Raw genomic sequence first — 23,007 nt, 5'->3', positions numbered from 1 at the left:
CACTTATCGGATATTTCACGAAAACAGAGCCAAAGCGCACCACAATCGCGTGTGTGCTTTGGCTCTGTTTCACTGTACTGCGAAAACTCCCGGCCAATAAAAATGCACCCTCAAGTCAGACGACAAAATATGCCGGGCTTTAGGGTGCATTTCATCTTCAGGACCGAAGGACGATCAGGGCTGTTTCTCAATCGTAAAGAGGCAGAAAGAATCGTTCATCATCCGTATGCTTTCTTTCAGCCGGTCCTTCACTACGACGCTTTTGCTCCCGGTAACGGACAGGCCGGTTAACGAGTGATCGCTGATCCAGTTATTATGCTGTTCGTCAACATAATACTCAGTCAGCTGATATGTTCCTTCCTTCAGACCGAAAATCTCCAGGTCATAGTCATTGATCTGTGCTCCGGGATTGGCGGTCAAAATCCGGACAGCCCCCTGACGATCCAAGGTTGCTACGCAGTTGTCATTAACGTAACCTTCAATCAGAAGTTCCCTGTCTCCAAGCATATGGAGCATTTTCATCACGTGTCCGCTCGGGGTCGGAACATACTGATTCTGATCATTCAGGACAAACATCGTGCGCCCAAGCTGCTGATTCGGATTGTGGAAGGAGCACCATGGGAACATCTTGAGATTTTTGCAATAGGAGCCTAAAATCATTCCGGCGATCTCTCCGCTGGCATTTTGAAGGTTATTCGGTCTTCCCGCGTCGCCCACTCCGGTTCTTAATCCATATTCCGTCATCAGAAGCGGCAGATCGGGCAGGTTCAGTTCTTTGATCTTCGCTTCATGACGGACATAGAATTGAAGAATCCTTCCGGGATTGGTATGATATTCATGCATGGAATAAAAGTCGATTTTACGGTCCTTATCCTTTGCAAGGATCTCTAAAAATTCGTCCCAGTATTTCCAGTTTGTAATCCCCGCGGACATCCCGAAACCGCCGACCAGCAGCGGTGTCTCATAGGAGTGTTCTGCATTCAGTTCCTCAATCGCCTGATAGGCTCTCTTGTACAGATTATAAAACTCCGGCATGGTCAGTTCGCCGAAATTTGGGATTTCAACTTCGTTACAGCACTCAATATAGACGATATTCGGACACAGGGCTTTATAGTGCTCGACTACTTTCTTAAATACCTCCTCGTATTGATCAAACGAAACAAGGCCGTCGGTCACCTCCCGCTCATATCTGCGGATGTTTAAAAGGACCGTGTCCGCACAGACCGCGTGAGACGTCAGATATTCTTCAGCATGAACTCCAAGAGGGGAAGGGACGGTCAGAGGCCAGTCGTAGTGATAATGATTCGGGTCGTCCTGATAGCGGTTTTCCCCAATCAGATAATCCCAGTGATAGGTATTATCCCGATAGTCCCATACCTCATCCAATGTAACGAACAGGCGAATGATCTCCGGCCGTCCGATATACGCCTCCATTGCCTCCGGAAAACGTTTATCCGGGGTGTACCTTAACGTGGTGTTATGGTACTTTTCGACGTGCGGCCACTCTCTCATGACTCTGGTTGCGTCCACCTTGATTTCCATATTTTTCTCCTTTTACATAAAATTTGATTTTATTACAGCATTTCCCGTTGATTCTGCAACAAGGTTGCGTTCCTCCCCCGCCGAAGGCGGGGGAGGAACGTGTTTTGTCCCGCAAACTGAGATGGAATTGCTGTAAATAGTATAGAATAGTAAAAATTCAGCCGGCCTATGCGTTTTCGATATGGAATAGGAACCGGATACCAGTGCTTGAACGTGATGATTTGAAAGGCAGACTTTTAACCAATTTTCAAAGCTATTATAGCATGGATAGAATAAAATTTCACTAATATATAAAACAAAATTCTATTTTATATGCTGTACGAATTCAACAAAATAAATCCGTTGCCTTCCTGTCCGGAAGGTATGGGCGGGGGAGGGGATAAACTTCCGGGTACAGCACCCGATGGCCCGGAAAAAAGAAATGTGCATAGATGGAACTATGTTCGAATTCAGGCGGAAAATACCGAGTGGCGAAGAAATAAAAAATCCAAATATAAAATAAAGTTTCATAAATGTATCCCGTGAAAACTGATTTTACAGGATTGATTTTAGAAATTTGATTTATTTAAAACTGAAATCTGTGGAAAACGACCAATGGACAAAATAAAATTTTGTTTCAATTCATAATGGAATTCTGTTTCATAGATGTTATAATAGATACGAAGGGCGGTTCCCGATCCGATTTTCAATTACATAGTTGTAGGGAGGAAAACATATGGAAGCAAAGACCTTAGCACAGGAAATTCTGGAATGTCTTGGAGGAGCGGCAAACATCGCAGAACTGGAAAACTGTATGACCAGACTGAGGGTACAGGTTCGGGACGCCGACAAAGTGAAAAAGGATGCTCTGTTGAAGATCAAGGGAGTGATGGGGGTCGTCGGGACGCCCGAAGAGCCTCAGGTCATTCTCGGTCCGGGCATGGCGGACAAAATCTGTACAGAGCTGAAGCAGACGGACGGGCTGAATTATTCGGAAGCGAAACAGGACGGAGCACTGATGCACAAGAAAAAGTCAAAAGGCATTTTTGAATTTTTCTCCAACGTATTCGTACCGCTCGTTTCGATCTTCGCCGGAGCCGGTCTGCTTTACGGTATCAGGCAGATTTTCGTGCTTGTGTTTACCCTTACGGGTACGGCTGCCTTTAACCCGGCCGCGGTCGCGGACGGCGGCTCCGTGTTCATGGCGGCGCTGACGGTTCTGTGCTCCACGTTCTTTACGTATCTGAACATTGCGGTTGGCTGCCAGGCGGCAAAAGTCATGGGCGGCAATCCGTATCTCGGCCTGATCGCCGGCGGCATCGTCACAAACGTAGGGAATCTTGCGGGCGTTTCGATGGGCTTTTTCGGCCTTACCTTTACCAACGGCAAGGGCGGTACGCTTGCGGCGCTCGCGGCCGGCGCTTTGATTGCCGTTGTGGAAAAATGGATCAAGGATCACTGCCCGGATTCCCTGAAAATCCACCTGCCTTCTCTCGGGGCGATTCTGGTCGTCGGTCTTGCCACGCTGTTCATCATCCAGCCGGTATGCGGCGTTCTGACAACCGGCATCACCAATGTGCTGCTGTGGCTGGTAAACAACGCGGGACCGCTTGGCGGCGCGGTGATTGCCTTCACGTTCCTGCCGCTGGTTATGACGGGTATGCATCAGGGCCTTACTCCCATCCATCTTTCCCTGATCCAGCAGCTTGGCTACACACCTATTTACGCCTTCGACTCCATGGCAGGCGGCGGACAGGTGGGCGCGGCCATTGCCCTGTTCTTTAAATACCGGAAGAACAAAAGTCTGCGGACTGCCGTAAAGGGCGGTCTTCCCGCCGGCATCCTCGGTATCGGTGAACCGCTGATTTTCGGCGTCAGCCTTCCGCTGGGCCGCGTATTCTTTACGGCCTGCGCCGGCGCCGCTCTGGGCGGGGCTCTCCTCGGATTCTTCCCCCACTCGGGCGCCGTTACCGTCAGCGTTTCCGGCATCCTCGGCGTTCTTGTCAACACCAATCCATTGGCGTACCTGGCCGCCTATGCTCTTTCCATCGCCGGAGGCTTCCTGTTTACCTGGTCTGTCGGCGCGAAAAAAGAGGCGCTTGACGCATTCGGCGGAGATCTGTAAAGCCGGAACTGAAAATATTTTGTGGCCCAATGCCGGAACGGGAGCCTTCGGGAGACTCTCTTTTCCGGCAGCGGGCTTTCCCGGCAAGCCACTGAAGTTACAGTCAACAACCTGATATAATATTGAATTGAATTTAGAAAGGATTTTGCAAACATGAGTTTTATGTTCAAACCCCTGGCCTATGATGACCACACCGCAATCAACCGTCCCGACATCCCGGCATCCGTCCGGGAGGATATTGTTTTCGGTACCGTGCAGTCCGCGAAGTGTATTGCTGAAAAGGCCGTTTCCCTGCTGGAAAGCGGAAAATCGGGGTGTGTCGTGGCTGTGGACGGTTACGCCTCCGCCAAATTCAGCGACCTTTCGGGTGCGCTGTCACAGGCCGTACGGCAGCGCGGCTGCCGGGTGGTCCTGCGCACCATGGACGAGGTTTACAAACCGGTCGAGGAACTGGACGCCATGGTGGCGGAGTGCCTTCCCCTGAATTACGGGGAAGACCCCGTTCTGCTGTTCGGCAAACTGTACGAGGGAAGCTTCTCCGATTTCATCGACAGGGGAAAGGCAGAAAAACTGCTGGAGGAAATGCGGAATCTTCCCGAGAAAACGCTGATGATTTTTACCGGGTACGGCAGTACATCAGAGACCTTTTCGGCTCTGACGGACCTGAAGGTCTATATTGATGTAACCCCGAAAACCGCCGCCGTCCGGGCACGCGAGGGGAAGCTGATCAACGTTGGGGACAAAACCCCAAGGCCGTTTGCGGAACTGATGCGCCGCAATTATTTCGTGGATTTTGAAATTATCCTGAAAAACCGCAAACGTCTGCTGACGCAGAATGAAATCGATTTTTACATCTGCGGCGACCATGACGAGGATTTTGTGCTGATGAGCGGTCAGGACCTCGAAACGATCCTGACGAGCCTTGCCCGCTATCCGTTCCGTACCAAGCCCGTCTATCTCGAGGGCATCTGGGGCGGCGAATTTATCCGCAAGGTCAGACGGCTGCCTTCCGAATACAAAAATATCGCCTGGGTATTCGACATGATCCCGATGGAGGTCAGCATCGTAGTCGACGCGGACGGCCGCGAAGTCGAGTTCCCGTTCTTTACCTTCATCCAGAAATGCCCCCTGCCGATCATGGGCGAAAAATGCACCGAACGGTTCGGCGGCTATTTCCCCATCCGGTTTAATTACGACGATACCTACCACAGCAACGGCAACATGTCCGTTCAGGTGCATCCTTACGAATCGGTCTGTAAAGAATATTATAATGAAAAAGGCAGCCAGGACGAGGCCTACTACGTCGTTGCCACCGGCCACGGGGCGAAAACATACCTCGGCTTCAACGAAGGGGCCGACCCCGCCGAATTTGTCGCGCTGGCGAAACAGTCCGAAAAGGACGGCAGCGACCTGGACTATGCCAAATATGTCAGCCACATCGATTCCGTTCCCGGCCGTCAGGTCATGATCCCCGGCGGAACCATCCACGCCTCCGGCCGCAACCAGCTGATTCTGGAGCTCGGTTCGCTCACCATCGGTTCCTATACCTATAAAATGTACGATTACAACCGGCGCGATGCCGAAGGCAGCCTCCGCCCGATCCACAGCGCGATGGGCGAGAAGGTGCTTCGTACCGAACGCACCGCGGACTGGGTACGCAAAAACATCGCCATCGAGCCGATCCCCGACGGGGAAGGCGACGGGTGGAAACAATATATTGTAGGAAAAACCGATTTGATGTATTATCAGACCAAGCAGCTTTATCTTGAAAAAAAGGCGGAATTCTCCAACAACGGCCAGTTTACCGTTCTCACTCTGGTGGACGGCGAGGAAGTGAAGGTCTATTCCAAATCCAATCCGGCGTTCTGCTACAGGCAGAAATTCCTGGATATCGTTGTGGTCCCGGCGTCCATCACCGATTATGTGATTGAAAATATGGGCTATCAGCCGGCCGTTGTCCACAAGACCATGCTCAGAACCGATGACTGAAGAATTCAGAAAGGAACGCAAAATCATGAGAGAAGACTTTATCCGCGAACCGAAGGGAATACAGAAATGGTGGGAAGACTGCGGGCTTTCCGGCCAGAACGTTGTCTGGCGCCAGAAAAAAATCAGCGAGCTGAAGGGCATTTACAAAAATGAGGATGCCCTGGTGGCGTTCGGCGACCGGCTTGCCTACCGCGTCGCGAATCAGAATTTCCACCGCACCGACTACGTCAAGGGTAATCTGCAGTGGGGCGTTACTTATCTGGAAGCTTACTGCGTCGACGGGGAATGCAGCATGACGCACGGGCATTTTCACATTGACCGCGACTGCGACGAATATTACTACGGCCTGCAGGGCGAAGGCTTTCTGCTGTTCTGGGACGGCGCGGACGAGTTTTACGCGGAAAAGGTTTTTCCGGGCTCGCTGCACTACATCAGCGGCAAGTACGCCCACCGCATCATTAATTCCGGCGAAAGCGTCCTGGCCGTGGCCGCCTGCAGCCTGCCCGCCACCAAGCAGGACCACGCCGTCATTGAACAGAAGCCGTTTCCTTTCCGCTGCTATAAGCGCAACGGAGAAATCCGGTGGGTCGGGGAGGGCTGAAAAATGGAACCGATTCTTCCCATTCCCGGTTACTGCGCCAGCATCTGGGGCGGCAGCCGTCTGACAGATATTCGGGGCATCACGCCGCCCGAAGGGCAGCAGTATGGAATCTGCCGGGAGGTGAGCGCCTACCGGAACACGACAAGCAAAATCCTCAGCGGCGAATATGCGGGCAAGACCCTTCACGAGCTGATCGGCCTCCGGCACGGGGAGCTGCTGGGCGGGGACCCCGCCGACCAGCTGGTGCGTGTGGCCTACATTGACGCACGGGAGGATCTTTCCATTCAGGTCCATCCCGCTGAAGAGTATGCGCGCCGCGTGGAAAACGATTATGAAAAGTCGGAATCATGGTATGTTCTGGACTGCGACGAAGGCGCCTATGTGGTGGCCGGAACGACGATAACGGACAAAGAGCAGCTGCGCAAAGCCGCCGCCGACGGCACCGTCGAGCAGTATATCCGCAAAGTGCCGGTGAAAAAGGGAGACTTCGTCATGATTCCCGCCGGGATGCTGCACGCCTGCGGCAAAAACATGCTGGCGCTGGAAGCGGGCAGCTTTGGCGGCATCACCTACCGCCTGTACGACTATGGGCGCGGCAGAGAGCTGCATCTGGAAAAGGGGTTTGACGTGCTTGACCCGTCCCTGCTGCCTGAGGTGCGGCACTTCGAACCGGGAAGCAGACCGGCAGCAGCCGCCCGCGTGCGGGAAGCGATCCGCCACCCTTGCTTCTGCGTGGATATCGTGGATATCGCGGACGAATGGCAGCCGGAAAACAACGGCGTCTGCCTGTCGCTTACCGCCGTGGAAGGGAACGCCGTCGTGGAAACCGCCGAAGGGCGGTATCAGATGAACCATACCCACACCGTTCTTCTTCCGGCGGACCGGAAGCCCTGCAAAGTAAAAGGGAACTGCAGAATCCTTTGCTGCTGGCACCCGTTCTGAGAATAGTAAAGGCCGGCTCCGTTCGGGGCCGGCCGTATTCTCCGCAAACAGGACTACTCTTTCAGCCTCAGCAGCAGCGAACGGTAATCCGTAAGCATTTTCGCCGGGTCCTCTCCGCTCTCGTTCACAAAATTCAGAAACAGGATGTCCACAATAAACAACTGCGCGTACCGTGAAAAAATGGCCGCCACTTTCGTCACCTGCTCCACGTTCGGAACGGAAAGGCAGATGTCGGCGAGTTCGGAAAGAGTCGTGTGGCCGTACCGGGTAATAGCGATGACTTTGCATCCGTTTTCCTTCGCCCGCTGGACGGCCAGATTTACCTCGCGCGTGATTCCGCTGTAGGAGACGGCTACGACAACGTCGTCGGGACCGGCCATGATGGCGTTCTGGGTGCCGAAGTTTCCGTCGATGTTGTAGATACAGCACTTATGCATCTTCATCAGCTTCTGCTGCAAATCCTGTACGATCAGGGAAGACGCCCCGATACCGAAAAAGTACACCAGTTTGGCGCGGTGGATGATGGACACGGCCTCCCTGAATTTTTCAAGACGGTTGATGTTCAGCGCTTCCTGACACACGCTGGTGATATTGTGAAGAAAATGCTGGTTAAGATCGTCTTTGTTATTGCCCCACTGAAGAATCTCATTGAAATCGTTTACGGTTTTCACATCCACGTTGCGTACCAGCTCTATGCGCATTTCGTTAAAGGATTTGTATTCCAGATTGTGGACAAAACGCGTTACGGTGGAAGGGGCCACCCCGGCCGCGCTGGCCAGGCCGTAGATACTCAGCTTTACGGTCTGCTCAGAATTCTGTGTAATATAATCCGCAATTCTGCGCTCCGCTTTGGTAAACGAATTGTAATATTGACTGATTCGAGTCAGGCAGTTCATAAGGGAAACCTCCGACTGGTCTTTGAATAATTGGACAGCTGGACCATTATTATTGTAACATGTTTTTTGCCGGGTGTATACATGGGAATTGTTCTCTGACGGACCTATTTTCAAAAATATGGTCCGCGCTGCCTGTGGAAACAGGTTTCCGCAGGATGATTAGCAGCCGCTTTGTAGGAAAGCGGAAGCCGAAGACAATTTTATCGCAAGAAAGGAAACAGAAGCCATGGAAAGGAAAGTATATTCGCCGATCACCGGCCGCGCTGTCCCTGTTACCGAGGTCCCGGACGAAGTTTTTTCCGGGAAAGTGCTGGGAGACGGCGTCGCCGTTTACCCCGAATCGCCGTTCGTGCTGGCGCCGTTCGACGGCGTGATCTCCAATATTGCCAGGACCCTGCACGCCATATGCATCACCGGAGACAACGGAATCGAGCTGCTGGTCCATCTGGGGATAGACACGGTGAAACTGAACGGAAAGGGATTCACCTGCTATGTGGAAGACGGCAGCCGCGTCAGCAGGGGCGACCGGATTATGAAAATGGATCTCAAGCTTTTCAAATCAAACAATTTCCGAATGATTTCCCCTTGTATTATCACCAATCTGGCCGGATTTACAAATCCAAGAATCCGGCTGGGAGAAGTGACCGCAGCGCAGTCGGAGATTATTTCCTGCGAATCCGCAGAGGCCGCCGATGACTGATCTCCGCGCCGTTATTACCGATCTGGACGGCACTCTTCTGAACGACCGCGGCTATGTCCATCCAGACGACCTGAAGACGCTGTCCAAGCTTCGGGAACACGGCGTACGAACGCTGATCGCGACAGGCCGCCATCCCGACCTGTTCCGTTTCTATCTGCCGCGGCTTGGGCCGATGGACGCAGTCGTCGCCTGCAACGGAACCCTGCTGTACGACCCTTCCCGGGATGCCGGAGAAGTCCTGGATCAGTTCACAGCCGGGCAGCTGGAGCGGCTGGATCGCTTTTGCAGGCGTGAAGGGCTGTATTTCAATTACTACACTTCGGCCAGCCCGTATTTCTGCCGGCGTGACCCCAGGCTTTCAGCGGACGGCCGGTCGGTGGAAATGCATAAAAATTTTTTTATCCGCTCCGGTATCCGGTCTTATGAAGAATGGAAAGGCATGCCGGAGGAACCTGTGGTAAAGGCGTCGATTCCGACCCTTTTACCGGAGCAGATGGACAGACTGCGAGGGGAATTCGGCGACCTTACTCTGGAGCTTTACCACAGTCCCTGCTGCGTGGAAATGGAACCTCCGGACTGCGGCAAAGGGCCGGGCCTGAAGAAGGCCGCGCAGAGACTCCGTTTTCCGCTGGAAAAAACCCTGGTAATCGGAGACAGCAGCAATGACATTTCCATGTTTCGCGCGGCGGGCTTTGCCGCGGCGCCCGCGAATGTGTCCCCGGAAGCGGAACCCTACATAGCCTATCGCGGAACCGACAACAATCATGCGCCGATTACGGATATCGTGCGCCATTTCGCGCCGGAGCTGCTACGATAGCGGGGCGGGGACGGCTGGGAAATCATCAAGGAGGAAAAGGAAATGAAAACGTTTGAATATATCGTAACCGCAGAGGAAGGGCTGCACGCACGGCCGGCGGGCCTGCTGGCGCAGGCGGCGAAAAAATGTGTGTCCAAAATCACTATGACGGCGGACGGCAAATCGGCGGACGCCAAACGGCTTTTCGCGATCATGAATCTCGGGGTAAAAAAGGGCGACGGAGTCGTCTTTCAGATTGAAGGCGAGGGCGAAGAAACCGAGAGCAGACAGCTCCGTGATTTTTGCGAAAAGAATCTGTGATTTTACGGCATTTTACACGATCATGCCGTTCGGCCCGTTTGGGAATCCATGGCCCGGCTGACGTCCGAGCAGTAGATTTCCGGATTTTTACCGGTGGGGAAGAGCATAAACAGCAGACAGGTTTTCCGTGTCTGCTGTTTGTACTTTATGAACTTCGTAAAAAAGATTCAGTGTCCAGACCTGTCCACTTTGCAAAAGAAAAATCCAACGGTACATTCAGATAGCTACAGCATTTCCAGTTGATTCTGCAATAAGTTTGCGTTTCTCCCCCGCCGAAGGCGGGGGAGAAACGCGTTTTGTCTCGCAAACTAAAATGGAATTGCTGTAGATAAAAACTGTTGACAAATTATTAAGCTACCTTTATAATATATGAAGGTAGCTTAATAAAATTCGGACGGCCCGATCTAAGGAGGAAAAACGATGAGCGAGAGCAAATACAGCAGGTTGGTGGAGCAGTTTATGCAAATCCAATGGCTGCTCATCCGGCATCACCACCACAACCATATGGCTTTCGGCCTGACGGGGAATCCATACCGCGGTCAGGGACGGGTGTTGAAATTGCTGAAAATGAAGCCGGAAATCACGCAGAAAGAGCTTTCGGACTTAATGGATATGCGTCCCCAGTCTTTGGGGGACCTGCTGAAAAAACTGGAGCAGAAAGGGTACATCACGCGTACGCCGTCGGAGGATGACAAGAGGGTCATGATTATCCGTTTGACCGAGAAAGGGAGAAACGCTGAAATTCAGGACGATAGGCAGCTTGGGTTTGAAACATTATTCGACTGTCTCTCGGAAGAAGAGCAGACGAAGCTGGGGGAATATCTGGAGCGCATTATAGACGATTGGCGCGGCGACAATGAACAGGAGTTCGGATCCGGGCATTTTGGGCACGATGGTTTCTGGAATCGGCACAGCTAAGAGGACGGCGTATACCACCCGAATCCTGTAAGGAGGTTAGAGAATGGACAATAATGCGATAACCCCTTCGCTTGAGAATTACCTTAAAACGATATACCTCCTGCACAAGGTAGACAGTTCCGTCCGGCTCATCGATGTTGCCGAAAGGATGTCTGTGTCGAAACCGAGTGCAAACAGGGCGGTTGCGGAGCTGTCGGAAAAAGGATTTGTGGAACACGAGAAATTCGGTCCCATACGGCTGACCGATCAGGGAATTGCAACAGCGCAAAAACTGCTCGCCAAGTTTGACACAATCAAGCGCTTTTTAATGAATGTACTGAACCTCAGCGAAGCTCTGGCGGTAAGCGAGGCCTGCATCCTTGAGCATACAATCCAGGATGTGACATTGAATCAAATGGCGGCACTGATATGAATACGCCGAACCGGGTTGAAATTCCGCCGCATTTTTGCGGCGGCGATCGACACTTCAGAGTGGAAACATGGTATAATCAATTCAAAACATAATGGTCGTTTATCCATGGACGAAGTATTTCAACGATCATACTGGGGTGCCTATGAAGAAAAATCAACAGAATAAGTGGAAACGGGATTTCCTCACCATTGCCGCGGGGCAGACGGTATCGCTCATCGGCAGCGCCGCCGTGCAGTTTTCCCTGATCTGGTGGCTGGCCACGGAAACGGCATCGCCGATCATGATGTCGGTCGCCGGCATGTTCGCTTTTTTGCCGCAGTTTCTTCTCGGTCCCTTTGCGGGCGTTTGGATCGACCGCCTTCATCGAAAAACCGTCATGATAGCGGCGGACCTTTTCACTGGATTGGCAGCCCTTGTTTTCGCCTTCTTTTTCCTGTATGGCAATCCGCCTTACTGGTCGGTCTGCGCGGTACTGGGGATCCGGGCGGTGGGCAACGTGTTTCAAAGTCCGGCTGTTCAGGCCGCAGTACCCATGCTGGTGCCGCAGGAGGAACTGGTGCGCGCCAACGGCTGGAGCCAGTTCCTGCAGTCGGGGGCTTTTCTGCTGGGTCCCGTATTGGGCGCGGCCATGTATGCCGCCCTGCCTCTTTGGGTCATATTGCTGTCCGATCTGGCGGGGGCTCTCGTAGCCAGCGCCACGGTATTATTTGTTAAAATACCGGATCCGGAACGCGGGGCAAAGCAGAAACCGCGCTTTTTCCATGAAATGAAGGAAGGCGCGACGACAATCTGCCGGGACAGGAAGCTGTGTATCGTAACGGCGGCTACCTTCTTTATTCTGGTGTTTTACGCGCCCCTCTCCACCTATTATCCGCTCATGACCAGCGGCTATTTCCGCTCCGACGCCTGGCACGCCAGCATGGTCAACTTTGCTTACGCGGGGGGGATGATGCTCTGCGCTGTATTGTTGGGAAGGTTTGGTATCATCAAAAATAAGTTCCCGGTCATCCATCTGGGGCTTTTTGTCATGGGAATATCCTCGTTACTGTGCGGCCTGTTGCCTGCGGAGATGTTCTGGTTCTGGGTGTTCGCGGCATTGTGCGCGCTGATCGGGGCCGGCACCAACCTGTATAACATCCCTTATATCGCCTATATGCAGGAGACCATCGCCCCGGACAAAATGGGGCGCGCCTTTTCCCTGATCAGCAGCCTCAGTTCATCGACTATGCCTTTGGGGCTGCTCATAGCGGGCCCAATTGCCGAAAAGCGGGGAGTCTCGTTGTGGTTTTTTGTTTCCGGGATCGCAATGCTGCTGCTGACATGCGTCAGCGCCTTGCTCGTTCTTCAAAAAAGGCCGGATGAAAGCCGCAATAAAAAATATAATTGACATTAGACGAATAACATGATAATCTAAACACGGTCGTCTATATGGGACGAGAATTTACTGACCGCTTCTATTTTTTAGAGGTTCAGGGCCTACGGACAGCCCGGTCGACTGCCGCCGCGGAGCGATCCGCATTATTGATTGCGTTAAAAGCGCAACTTTTATAAGCTGGCAACTTAATTGCCTGTTGGGTTCATTCGCCCGAAGTGTACTATGGTACACACTTGTAAAACGGTCAATAAGAGTAGTAAAAGTAAGTTCTTTGCTATATAGACTCTGAAACATCAGCACGAAAGCAATCTTTCCTTACGGCATATCCATGTAAAAAGTCGTGGTGTTCCGTGCGGTGCTGTTTATATTGAATTGATTTTATAGGTGTGTCACAGTATACTGTGGCGCACTTATTTTTTATCTTTGGAGGAATTATCATGGCAGATAAGCTAAGCCTGTACGGTTTTAATAATCTGACAAAATCGCTCTGTTTCAATATTTATGATATTTGTTATGCCAAGACTCCCCGCGAGCAGCAGGACTATATCAAATACATCAACGAGCAGTACAACTCGGAGCGTCTGACCGCGATCCTTACCCACCTGACGGAAATGATCGGCGCGACGGTGCTGAATATTTCAAAGCAGGACTACGAACCGCAGGGAGCGTCGGTCACCCTTTTAATCGCCGAAGAAAGCATGGTGCAAAACCTCAGCGGCGAAACAGTGGTGGCGCATCTGGATAAAAGCCATGTCAGCGTACACACCTATCCCGAATATCATCCCGGGACCTCGATTGCAACCTTTCGGGTGGATATTGACGTAGCCACCTGCGGGGAGATTACGCCGCTTTCCACTCTTGAATTTCTCATCAACAGCTTTGACTCGGATATCATCACCATGGATTACCGCGTACGCGGCTTTACCCGCGACGTGGAAGGAAAAAAGCTGTTTACCGACCAGAAAATCAGCTCGATCCAAAATTTCATTACGCCGGAAACGCTGAAAAAATATGATGCCATTGACATCAACGTTTATCAGGCAAATATCTACCACACCAAAATGCTGATCAAAGATATCGTTCTGCAGAACTACCTTTTTAATTCCGATGTTTATGAGATCCCGCCAAAGCTGCGTTTGGACATTACACAGGCGCTGCGGCAGGAGATGATCGAGATTTTCAGCGGCGAAAACATTTATCAGGAGGGTGGAGCCCAATGAAACAAAATCAGGCTCCCCTTTATGAAGCGCTGGAGCGCGTGAGGGACGGCGGCCTTGTACCCTTTGACGTTCCGGGGCATAAGCGGGGCAAGGGCAACCGGGAGCTGACCGAGTTTTTGGGCGAACGCTGCCTTTCCGTCGATGTCAATTCGATGAAGCCTCTGGACAACCTGTGCCACCCCACGGGGGTGCTCAAAGAAGCCGAGGTATTGGCCGCACAGGCCTTTGGCGCGGCGCACGCTTTTTTTATGGTGGGCGGTACGACCTCTTCGGTGCAGGCGATGATTCTTTCCCACGTGAAGGCGGGCGAGCGGATTATCCTGCCGCGCAATGTGCACCAGAGCGCGATCAACGCCCTGGTGCTCTGCGGCGCGGTGCCGGTTTATATCAATCCCCAAACCGACAAAAAAATCGGTATCGCACTGGGCATATCGGTCGCCGATGTCAAACAGGCGATCGCGGAGCATCCCGAAGCGAAAGCAATTTTAGTCAACAATCCCACTTACTACGGCATCTGCTCTGATTTAAAGCAAATCGCCCGGCTGGCCCACGCGCAGGGAATGAAAGTACTGGTGGACGAAGCCCACGGCACGCACTTTTATTTTGGGAAGGATATGCCGGTATCCGCTATGGCGGCGGGCGCGGATATGGCGGCCGTCAGCATGCATAAATCGGGCGGCTCGCTTACGCAAAGCTCGATCCTGCTGTGCGGGGAGCATGTGAACGCCCACTATGTGCGGCAGATGATCAATCTGACCCAAACCACCAGCGCGTCTTACCTGCTGCTTTCCAGCCTGGACATTTCCCGCCGCAACCTCGCTCTGCGCGGGGAAGAGCTGTTTGAAAAGGTCAAGCGTTTTTCCGGGTATGCCCGGGAGGAAATCAACAAGCTGGGCGATTATTACGCCTACGGCAGGGAACTGTGCAACGGCGACAGCGTTTTTGATTTTGACGTCACCAAACTTTCGGTCAACACCCGTGCTCTGGGTTTGGCGGGCATTGAGGTCTACGATATTCTGCGCGAGGAATATGACATTCAGGTGGAATTCGGCGATTTGGGAAATATCCTTGCCTACATTTCACTGGGGGATAAAAACAAGCATATTGAACGGCTCATCAGTGCCCTGGGCGAAATCCGGCGGCTTTACAAGCGCCCTGTCAGAGAGATGCCCGAGAGCGAATATATCAGCCCCGATGTGGTGCTCTCCCCGCAGGCGGCCTTTTACGGCGATAAGCAGAGCCTGCCGCTCGCACAGTGCGCGGGCAGGATATGTGCCGAATTTGTGATGTGCTATCCGCCGGGGATCCCGATCCTTGGCCCGGGTGAGCGTGTTACCGGGGAAATCATTGCATACATCCGGTATGCAAAAGCAAAGGGCTGTTTGCTTACGGGGCCCGAAAGCATGGATGCAAGCTGCCTGAACGTGCTGAAAGGAGAAGGGTGATGGACGATTTATGGTACAGCGAATATGATACGCCCAACGTGCGCTTTTCGATCAGGGTAAACGCGCAGTTACACAGCGAGCAAAGCGATTATCAGAAAATCGCCGTGTATGACTCCCCCGAGTTCGGGCGCTTTTTGACGCTGGACGGCGTGCTGATGCTCACCGAGCGGGACGAGTTTATCTACCACGAGATGATTACTCACGTTCCGATGGCGGTCGGGCCGGATACCAAACGGGTGCTGCTGATCGGCGGGGGAGACGGCGGCGCGGCCAGAGAGCTCGGTAAATATCCCGACATTGAGCGGATCGACGTGGTAGAGATTGATCAGCGCGTGGTGGCCGTCTGCAAACAGTATCTGCCCCGGACCGCCTGCGGGTTTGATAACCCAAAGGTCCGGCTGCATTTTAACGACGGTCTGCGCTTTGTCCGTTCGGCGGAGGAGGAATACGACCTGATCATCGTCGATTCCACCGACCCCTCAGGACCGGGCGAAGTGCTTTTTACCAAAGAGTTTTACGGCAACTGCCTGAAAGCGCTGCGCCGGAACGGGATCATGGTCAACCAGCACGAAAGCCCCTTCTATAGCGAGGATGCCAAAGCCATGAAAGCGGCGCATAAGCGGATCGTTTCGGTTTTTCCGCTGGCGCGTGTCTATCAGGCGCATATCCCCACCTATCCCTCGGGGCAGTGGCTGTTCGGCTTCGCCTCCAAGGGGCCGCACCCGCTGAAAGATCTGGATGCGGCACGCTGGAATGCCTTGGGCATTCCGACACGTTACTACAATACCAATCTGCACAGGGGCTCGTTTTATCTGGCAAATTATATCGAGGAGGCATTGAGCGAAAATGAATAGGAATCTGCAATGCTTTTTATCCTGCGAAGCACAGTATGACGAGGCGGATATCGCGCTCTTTGGCGTGCCGTTTGACGGTACGGCCTCCTTTCGCCCCGGCGCCCGCTTTGGCCCCGCTGCAATCCGCGGCGAAAGCTTTGGGCTTGAAACCTACTCGCCGTACTGCGGCCGTGACCTTGCCGACTGCCGTATCTTTGACGGCGGCGATTTGGAGCTGCCCTTCGGCAATCCCCGGCGGATGCTCGCGCTGACACAGGAGTATACCGCGCGGGTGCTGGCGGACGGCAAGCTGCCCGTTATGCTGGGCGGCGAACACTTGATTACCCTTGGTGCGGTGCGGGCGGTGCTGGAGCGTTATCCCGGGCTGCATGTCATCCACTTTGACGCGCATACTGACCTGCGCAGCGATTATCTGGGCGAGGAGCTTTCGCACGCCACGGTCATGCGGCAGATATGGAAGCTGATGGGGGACGGCAGGATCCACCAGTTCGGCATCCGCAGCGGAGAGCGGTACGAATTTGAATTTGCAGGAGCCCATACCGACCTTCATCCGTTCAACCTGCGCGATTTCGAGTCGTTTCTTCCCAGTCTGGCGGGAAAACCCGTCTACTTCTCGCTGGATTTGGATGTGCTGGACCCCTCTGTGTTTTGCGGCACGGGCACTCCCGAACCGGGCGGGGTCGGTTTCCAGGAGCTGTTGGATGCCGTCCTGCAGCTGCACCGGCTGAACGTTGTGGGCTGTGATGTGAATGAGCTTTCCCCCCACTACGACCACAGCGGGGCCTCCACGGCAGCCGCCTGTAAAATCGTCAGAGAATTGCTATTACAGCTAAAAGGAGAAATGGAAAATGGGTAAATGTATGATCATCGGCTGCGGAGGCGTGGCGGGCGTTGCCATCCACAAGTGCTGCCAGAACAGCGATGCCTTTGAAGAAATTATGATTGTCAGCCGCACCAAATCGAAATGCGACGCTCTGAAGAATTCGCTGCAGGGCAGTACCAAAACCAAAATCCATACCGCGCGGGTAGATGCTGACAAGGTGGACGAGCTTGTTGCGCTGATCCGGGACTTTCAGCCCGACGTCGTTTTGAATCTGGCCCTGCCTTATCAGGATTTAAGCATTATGGAGGCGTGCCTTGCCACCAAAACGCACTACATCGATACCGCCAACTACGAACCGCCGGATACCGCTAAATTTGAGTACAAGTGGCAGTGGGATTACCGTGAGCGCTTTCGCGAGGCGGGGATCTGCGCGCTGCTGGGCAGCGGCTTTGACCCCGGCGTAACCGGCGTGTTCTCGGCCTATGCGCTCAAGCACCAATTCGATGAAATCAATGAGATCGATATCCTCGACTGCAACGGCGGGGACCACGGTTATCCCTTTGCCACCAACTTTAACCCCGAAATCAACATCCGTGAGGTATCCGCCAAGGGCAGTTACTGGGAGGACGGGGGCTGGGTGGAAACCGAACCGATGGAGATCAGGCGCCGGTACGACTTTGCAGGAGTAGGGCCCAAGGATATGTATCTGCTGCACCATGAGGAAATCGAAAGCCTTGCCCTCAACATCCCCGGTATCCGCCGCATCCGTTTTTTCATGACTTTTGGCGAAAGTTATCTGACCCACCTGAAGTGCTTGGAAAACGTGGGTATGACCTCCATCAAGCCGATTCTGTACGAGGGGCGCGAAATTGTACCCCTGCAATTTTTAAAGGCGGTCCTGCCCGACCCCGCCTCACTTGGCCCGCGCACGGTCGGCAAGACGAACATCGGCTGCATCTTTCAGGGGAAAAAGGACGGCAGGGATAAAACCTACTGTCTCTACAATATCTGCGACCATCAGGAATGCTACCGTGAGGTGGGCTCCCAGGCGATTTCGTATACCACCGGCGTGCCCGCCATGATCGGCGCTATGCTGGTAATGAACGGCACATGGAACAAACCGGGGGTCTGGAATATGGAGGAATTTGACCCCGATCCGTTCATGGACGCACTCAATCAATGGGGGCTGCCCTGGATCGAGGACTTTGCCCCCGTCCTGGTGGAATGATGGATCCCCGTATCTTTGCGCTCCCCACCCCTTGCTATGTGGTGGATGAGGAGCTTCTCATAAAAAATCTGGAAATCCTCCGCGACACCGCCCGGCGGGCCGGCTGCAAAATCCTGCTGGCGCAAAAAGCCTTCTCGATGTTTGCGGTCTATCCGCTGATTGGGCAATATCTTGACGGAACCACTGCGAGCGGGCTTTTTGAAGCAAAACTGGGACACGAAGAAATGGGGGGCGAAACGCATATTTTTTCGGCCGCTTATCTTGAAAATGATTTTGATGAGATATTGAAAATCTGCGACCACATTACCTTCAATTCTTTTCATCAGTGGGAAAAGTATAAGCGCAAGTCGCTTGCTTCCGGCAAAAGTTTTGGAATCCGGATCAATCCGGAGCATTCTACGCAGGAGCACGGTATCTACGACCCTTGTGCGGCCGGTTCGAGGTTGGGGGTAACAATCCGAAACTTCCGCCCCGACCTGCTTGAGGGGATCGAGGGACTGCATTTTCACACTCTGTGCGAGCAAAACAGCGATGCGTTAATCAAAACACTGGCGGCGGTAGAAGACAAGTTCGGGGCGTTTTTGCCGCGGATGAAATGGGTGAATTTCGGGGGCGGGCACCACATTACCCGCCCGGATTATGACCGGGACGCGCTGATTGCCTGTATCCGGCGCTTTCAGAAAAAATACGGCGCCGAAGTTTATCTTGAGCCGGGGGAAGCGGTGGCGCTGAACGCGGGCTTTCTGGTAACCAGTGTGCTTGATATTGTAAAAAACGGCGTCGAAACAGCCCTGCTGGATGCTTCGGCGGCGTGCCATATGCCCGATGTGATCGAGATGCCCTATCGTCCGCCCCTCTGCGGAAGCGGAAAAGCCGGCGAAAAAGCATACACCTACCGTCTTGCGGGGGCTACCTGTCTGGCGGGAGACGTCATTGGAGATTACTCCTTCGACCAACCCTTAAAGCCGGGAGACCGCCTTGCCTTTTGCGACATGGCGATCTATTCGATGGTAAAAAACAACACCTTTAACGGGACTTGCCTGCCATCCATCGCACTGCGCAGGCAAAACGGCGAACTGACGGTGATCAGGAGCTTCGGGTACGCCGATTTCAAAAACAGGTTGTCTTAATAACGCTTTGTCTGCAATCCGGGCCGCCCCGAAGGCGGACTGGATTCTCCCGGCTCGCACCGGCTGTTTCTGCTTACCGATCGCTTCGCCATAGAAAAAAGGGCCCGCATCTGCGGATCCTTTGAATACTGAAATTGACCGTGCGATAGATTTTTGCAGAGTTTGCTATATAGACGTTAATTCTGTAAAGCAAAACCTTGATGCATAGATAGCTTTTCGATCAAGTGATACAGAGTTTCTTATTTCACGCCCTGATGATTCTCTAAAAGTTACGTCTATACAGACAGCGCTACAAAGTGAAACTATCATGACGAAATTTAACCCCAATACATATTTTCGCTTGTCCGAATTTCAAAGATACATGGATTCAAAGATAGCATATATTATTGAATACCAAAACAAGGTCAGAAGTGCAGATGAAGAAGAGGCATTGACTAACACGCTTGAGGACTATCAGGTACAACTATGTGATATGGAGAAAAGATTAAATGATGAATCAAACAGATTAAAGAAGCAAAAACTTTTATTTTAGCAGGAACACCCGCCCTTTACACATCCACTCCATTTCCTTCTTTATTGCACTGCTAAGGGTATTTAAGAGCAGCAGAAACGGCCCATCGGATTAACCGGTGGGCCGATATTGCAATAGCTATTATCTTGATTGTTTAAGGTACCCTCCTTGCATTGCCGTGCGCCATTCTTGCAATAAAGTGTTTGCCCCACAAAAACGCCCATCGCTTTGTAACACTCCTCGCATATACAAGAATTATTTTAAACCTTTAAATTAATAATAAGATTTCACTTGTTGCTTGTCAATACCGTTTTAAAGGAATTAAATCAGGGAATCCCCCTTCAGCCAATAGGCCAGCGGGGGACCATTTTATCCTGACTTATTTTGAACTGCATTGATTTTCTCCCTACATTCACGACAAATACTGTAGCCTCTGAATGTTGTGAGTTTATGCATACTGTTACAAAAGACACATGCAGGCTTGTATTTCTTCAAGACAACTCTTCCATTCTCAACATAAATTTCAAGGGGATCCTGCTCTTTTATTTTGAGTTTTATTCTTAACTTTTTTGGCAATGCAACGCGTCCAAACGTATCAGCATAACGAATCGCCCCAGTAGATTTCATTTATTTATCGCCTGCGTTTCAAATTAAATTTTTATGTGTTCTATTATATAATTCGATGGACTAAGACAAATTTGTGGGGTAATCAATCTCGTCTGGAACTAAAAAACCCTCTGCCGACTAATTCAAGTCAGCAGAGGGTTTTTAATGCCTATTCCGTTTTTTGTTCCCGGTCTGCGCCGTATTCTGCTTCACTTCTGCGGCCTGGTCCACTCCGGTCTGTGCAGCTTCAGCAGATGCGGGGTCAGCCGTACCGATAACCGGCGCGCTGCTCTGTACGATCGTTGCCGCCCCGGCACTGGCCGCATCCACAAGACCTCACCGACTATGTACGCAACGACGGTTGCACCGGCCATAATCAGCGCAGTAATCTGCGTCGCAAACGATACGATTGCCGCCCGCTTTCCGGAAAGGTACACGGTTGAGCCAGCAGATTGCCTATCTGCGCGACTTTTTTCGCTGCTATAAAGATTTCCCGACAGAGCAGCTGGACATATTGGAAATTCTGCTTGAAAAGCTCTACGCGAACTTTAAAATTACAGACGAAACAGATTACAGCAAGCTCACGTCTGAAGATTATCCAATCCTTTCCGATCTGTTTCATTTGGCCCACCATGAACTGGAAACCTATCAGGATACCGGCAGTCAGCTGTACACAAAAGATATTCTCCGTTCCCTGACGCTGGGTCTGCGGTCAATCTGTGTCGGCTCTGAAAGCACTTTCTTTAACGGCCACACCAATATCATCAACGCTGATTTCATTGACTTCTCCGTCAAGGGAATGATGGACACCAACGAAAACCTGAAAAATGCCATGTTCCTTAACATCTTCTCCTATATGAGCCATAAGTTCCTGACAGAAGGAGCTACGGAGCTGGCCGTGGACGAACTGCATCTTTTCCTGCAGAACAAAATCGCAATCGACTATATCCGCAGCTTCATGAAGCGCGGCCGCAAAAAAGATTCCGGCGTCATTATTGCAAGCCAGAATGTAGAAGATCTGATGCTGCCGAGTATTGTGGAATACACCCGGCCGCTGTTAAGCATTCCAACACACAGTTTCCTGTTTAACCCCGGTGAAAACTGCGACGAGGCCGATTTCCAGCGCCTGTTATCCCTGCAGCAGTGTGAATACAATCCGATCCGTGAACCGAACCGGGGCTTCTGCCTGTTCAAATGCGGAAACGAACGATACCATCTGCATGTTATTGCGCCGCCGTATAAGAGAGAGCTGTTCGGGGACGCCGGTGGCCGATAATGGGCGCCGCGGCATCTGCCCTGCTCAAATTTGCCAAGGTGGGGGCATGGAAAGTAATCGGCGGAATCGATAACTCAAGATATCCGGATAAGGAAGACATTCGGGGCAGCTCATCCGGGCGTTTTACGAGAGGAAGACCAGGAAGGTCCCTGTCCGTGATGCTGACGGAAATCCTGTTCTGGACGGGAACGGAAATAAGACCTACACAATGAAAGAATACACAGTGCCGGTTACGGATTCCACGAAGATTTTTCAGAACATCGAATCTATTTTCCGGATTTCCATCAGCGAGTCAGAGCGAGAATACATGATAAACCTTTCGCAATTTTTGATGGATTATAGCCCGTCCACTGTGTCAGAACAGATAACCGCTTATGAAGGACTGATCAGCAATATTGTTCTCAATACGGCATTCCTCAGTATGCTTCCCTCGTAATGGCCATCATGCAGAACGAAAGCGGCGGGACCGGCAACGACCCGATGCAGTGCAGTGAGAGCCCTCTCAATACGGAATACCCGCAAAGGCATAACGGGATCACCGATCCGGAATATTCGATCAACATCGGCATCAAATACTTTGAAAGTTGCCTAAGGGCAGCGAAATGCAAATCTCCAGATGACGTTCAGGAAATCAGCTTTGCCCTGCAGGGCTACAATTTCGGGAATGGATACATCAACTGGGCGCCGAAAAAAGGTGGCTACACACAGGCGAATGCCGTCGAATTCTCACAGCTGCAGGCGGCGCGGCTGGGATGGGACAGCTATGGTGACGTCAACTATGTCAGCCATGTGCTTCGCTATTACAGCACGGCCGGAAGCTCCGGAAGCGGTATCTTCGGCTATCCGATCAAAGTGGGAAAATACACGATCTCATCACCCTTTGGCTACCGTTCCGACCCAGCGACAGGCAAGAACACCCTTCATAAGGGTGTGGATTTCGCGGCAGCTTATGGAACGCCGATCTACGCCAGCGAATCCGGAAAAGTAATCTTCGCTGATTTCGGAATCACAGGAGGCGGTTACGGCGGCTATGGAAATGTTGTTGCAATTCAGCATTCATCCTCCACAATGTCCCTGTACGGCCACTGCTCACAGCTGCTGGTGAAGAAAGGAGATACCGTACAGAAAGGGCAGGTGATCGCTCTGGTCGGAAGCACCGGAGAATCCACCGGGAACCACTGCCACTTTGAAATCCGTGAAAACGGAAAAGCTGTTGATCCGATGGGCTTCCTGAAATAGAAAGTGTTATTTTTTCTCTGCTTTAGGCGCTCATTTTCGCCGAAATTCTTTGATAAATGCGCCGGAAAGTGCTATAATA

Annotated in this window: 22 protein-coding genes and 1 pseudogene; 19 read left to right on the top strand and 4 right to left on the bottom strand. The window is 52.2% G+C overall.

The window, feature by feature from the left end:
* Positions 1–174 precede the first annotated feature (174 nt).
* The gene (locus tag ACRQV7_RS10580) at positions 175–1,542 is read right to left on the bottom strand and encodes a hypothetical protein (RefSeq protein ID WP_444658093.1); all 1,368 of its coding nucleotides are present in this window, start codon (positions 1,540–1,542) and stop codon (positions 175–177) included.
* A gap of 715 nt (positions 1,543–2,257) precedes the next feature.
* Here ACRQV7_RS10580 and ACRQV7_RS10575 point away from each other — a divergent pair.
* The 4 genes from ACRQV7_RS10575 to ACRQV7_RS10560 all read left to right on the top strand — a co-directional run bounded on the left by ACRQV7_RS10575 (position 2,258) and on the right by ACRQV7_RS10560 (position 7,178).
* Entirely contained in the window at positions 2,258–3,646 is a 1,389-nt protein-coding gene (locus ACRQV7_RS10575; RefSeq protein WP_275713813.1) for a PTS transporter subunit EIIC, read from the top strand.
* A gap of 153 nt (positions 3,647–3,799) precedes the next feature.
* Positions 3,800–5,635: a class I mannose-6-phosphate isomerase gene (locus tag ACRQV7_RS10570; RefSeq protein WP_444658092.1), complete on the top strand. Its 1,836-nt coding sequence runs from the start codon at positions 3,800–3,802 to the stop codon at positions 5,633–5,635.
* Between the two features lie 25 nt (positions 5,636–5,660).
* Positions 5,661–6,236, top strand: a complete 576-nt coding sequence (locus tag ACRQV7_RS10565; RefSeq protein WP_444658091.1) for a glucose-6-phosphate isomerase family protein — start codon at positions 5,661–5,663, stop codon at positions 6,234–6,236.
* Between the two features lie 3 nt (positions 6,237–6,239).
* Positions 6,240–7,178: a type I phosphomannose isomerase catalytic subunit gene (locus tag ACRQV7_RS10560; protein ID WP_444658090.1), complete on the top strand. Its 939-nt coding sequence runs from the start codon at positions 6,240–6,242 to the stop codon at positions 7,176–7,178.
* A gap of 53 nt (positions 7,179–7,231) precedes the next feature.
* Here the strand turns inward: ACRQV7_RS10560 and ACRQV7_RS10555 are convergent, their stop codons facing one another.
* Entirely contained in the window at positions 7,232–8,074 is an 843-nt protein-coding gene (locus ACRQV7_RS10555; protein WP_444658089.1) for a MurR/RpiR family transcriptional regulator, read from the bottom strand.
* Positions 8,075–8,300: 226 nt separating this feature from the next.
* On the opposite strand from ACRQV7_RS10555, the gene ACRQV7_RS10550 reads away from it, so the two are divergent.
* The 12 genes from ACRQV7_RS10550 to nspC all read left to right on the top strand — a co-directional run bounded on the left by ACRQV7_RS10550 (position 8,301) and on the right by nspC (position 19,296).
* Positions 8,301–8,774, top strand: a complete 474-nt coding sequence (locus ACRQV7_RS10550) for a PTS sugar transporter subunit IIA (RefSeq protein ID WP_275713808.1) — start codon at positions 8,301–8,303, stop codon at positions 8,772–8,774.
* Complete coding sequence (locus ACRQV7_RS10545; protein ID WP_444658088.1) at positions 8,767–9,591, top strand: HAD family hydrolase; 825 nt, start codon at positions 8,767–8,769, stop codon at positions 9,589–9,591. The genes ACRQV7_RS10550 and ACRQV7_RS10545 overlap by 8 nt, the downstream gene beginning before the upstream one ends.
* A gap of 42 nt (positions 9,592–9,633) precedes the next feature.
* Complete coding sequence (locus ACRQV7_RS10540; RefSeq protein WP_275713806.1) at positions 9,634–9,891, top strand: HPr family phosphocarrier protein; 258 nt, start codon at positions 9,634–9,636, stop codon at positions 9,889–9,891.
* 420 nt (positions 9,892–10,311) lie between these two features.
* Positions 10,312–10,809 carry a MarR family winged helix-turn-helix transcriptional regulator gene (locus ACRQV7_RS10535; RefSeq protein WP_275713805.1) on the top strand — a complete coding sequence of 166 codons (498 nt, stop codon included), beginning with the start codon at positions 10,312–10,314 and terminating at the stop codon, positions 10,807–10,809.
* A gap of 43 nt (positions 10,810–10,852) precedes the next feature.
* Positions 10,853–11,221 (top strand): metal-dependent transcriptional regulator, encoded by a 369-nt coding sequence (locus tag ACRQV7_RS10530; protein ID WP_444658087.1) that lies wholly within the window; start codon positions 10,853–10,855, stop codon positions 11,219–11,221.
* A gap of 142 nt (positions 11,222–11,363) precedes the next feature.
* The gene (locus tag ACRQV7_RS10525) at positions 11,364–12,608 is read left to right on the top strand and encodes an MFS transporter (protein WP_444658086.1); all 1,245 of its coding nucleotides are present in this window, start codon (positions 11,364–11,366) and stop codon (positions 12,606–12,608) included.
* Positions 12,609–13,033: 425 nt separating this feature from the next.
* Positions 13,034–13,816 (top strand): adenosylmethionine decarboxylase, encoded by a 783-nt coding sequence (speD, locus tag ACRQV7_RS10520; RefSeq protein WP_444641278.1) that lies wholly within the window; start codon positions 13,034–13,036, stop codon positions 13,814–13,816.
* Positions 13,813–15,261, top strand: a complete 1,449-nt coding sequence (locus ACRQV7_RS10515; RefSeq protein ID WP_444658085.1) for an aminotransferase class I/II-fold pyridoxal phosphate-dependent enzyme — start codon at positions 13,813–13,815, stop codon at positions 15,259–15,261. Before speD ends, ACRQV7_RS10515 begins: the two co-directional genes overlap by 4 nt.
* A complete protein-coding gene (gene speE, locus ACRQV7_RS10510; protein WP_444658084.1) occupies positions 15,261–16,115 on the top strand; it encodes a polyamine aminopropyltransferase in 855 nt (284 codons plus the stop codon). Before ACRQV7_RS10515 ends, speE begins: the two co-directional genes overlap by 1 nt.
* A complete protein-coding gene (gene speB / locus ACRQV7_RS10505) occupies positions 16,108–16,971 on the top strand; it encodes an agmatinase (RefSeq protein WP_444658083.1) in 864 nt (287 codons plus the stop codon). The genes speE and speB overlap by 8 nt, the downstream gene beginning before the upstream one ends.
* The gene (locus ACRQV7_RS10500) at positions 16,964–18,166 is read left to right on the top strand and encodes a saccharopine dehydrogenase family protein (RefSeq protein WP_444658082.1); all 1,203 of its coding nucleotides are present in this window, start codon (positions 16,964–16,966) and stop codon (positions 18,164–18,166) included. Before speB ends, ACRQV7_RS10500 begins: the two co-directional genes overlap by 8 nt.
* Entirely contained in the window at positions 18,166–19,296 is a 1,131-nt protein-coding gene (gene nspC / locus ACRQV7_RS10495; protein ID WP_444658081.1) for a carboxynorspermidine decarboxylase, read from the top strand. Before ACRQV7_RS10500 ends, nspC begins: the two co-directional genes overlap by 1 nt.
* A gap of 880 nt (positions 19,297–20,176) precedes the next feature.
* Here the strand turns inward: nspC and ACRQV7_RS10490 are convergent.
* Complete coding sequence (locus tag ACRQV7_RS10490) at positions 20,177–20,434, bottom strand: AbrB/MazE/SpoVT family DNA-binding domain-containing protein (RefSeq protein WP_275713796.1); 258 nt, start codon at positions 20,432–20,434, stop codon at positions 20,177–20,179.
* A 141-nt stretch (positions 20,435–20,575) separates the two neighbouring features.
* Entirely contained in the window at positions 20,576–20,743 is a 168-nt protein-coding gene (locus ACRQV7_RS10485) for a hypothetical protein (protein WP_444658080.1), read from the bottom strand.
* A 109-nt stretch (positions 20,744–20,852) separates the two neighbouring features.
* Here ACRQV7_RS10485 and ACRQV7_RS10480 point away from each other — a divergent pair, with 109 nt between their 5' ends.
* The 3 genes and pseudogenes from ACRQV7_RS10480 to ACRQV7_RS10470 all read left to right on the top strand — a co-directional run bounded on the left by ACRQV7_RS10480 (position 20,853) and on the right by ACRQV7_RS10470 (position 22,928).
* Positions 20,853–21,689 carry a hypothetical protein gene (locus ACRQV7_RS10480; protein ID WP_444658079.1) on the top strand — a complete coding sequence of 279 codons (837 nt, stop codon included), beginning with the start codon at positions 20,853–20,855 and terminating at the stop codon, positions 21,687–21,689.
* Between the two features lie 399 nt (positions 21,690–22,088).
* A pseudogene (locus ACRQV7_RS10475) lies at positions 22,089–22,532 on the top strand (lysozyme family protein); the annotation flags it as partial.
* A 9-nt stretch (positions 22,533–22,541) separates the two neighbouring features.
* Positions 22,542–22,928, top strand: coding sequence for a M23 family metallopeptidase (locus tag ACRQV7_RS10470; RefSeq protein WP_444660264.1), 387 nt, complete (start codon positions 22,542–22,544; stop codon positions 22,926–22,928).
* Positions 22,929–23,007: the final 79 nt, after the last annotated feature.

The sequence above is a fragment of the Caproiciproducens lactatisolvens genome, assembly GCF_052443335.1.
Classification (GTDB): Bacteria; Bacillota; Clostridia; order Oscillospirales; family Acutalibacteraceae; genus Caproiciproducens.
Note: the sequence above shows the minus strand (reverse complement) of the source record. Positions and strands in the feature narration are given on the sequence as shown.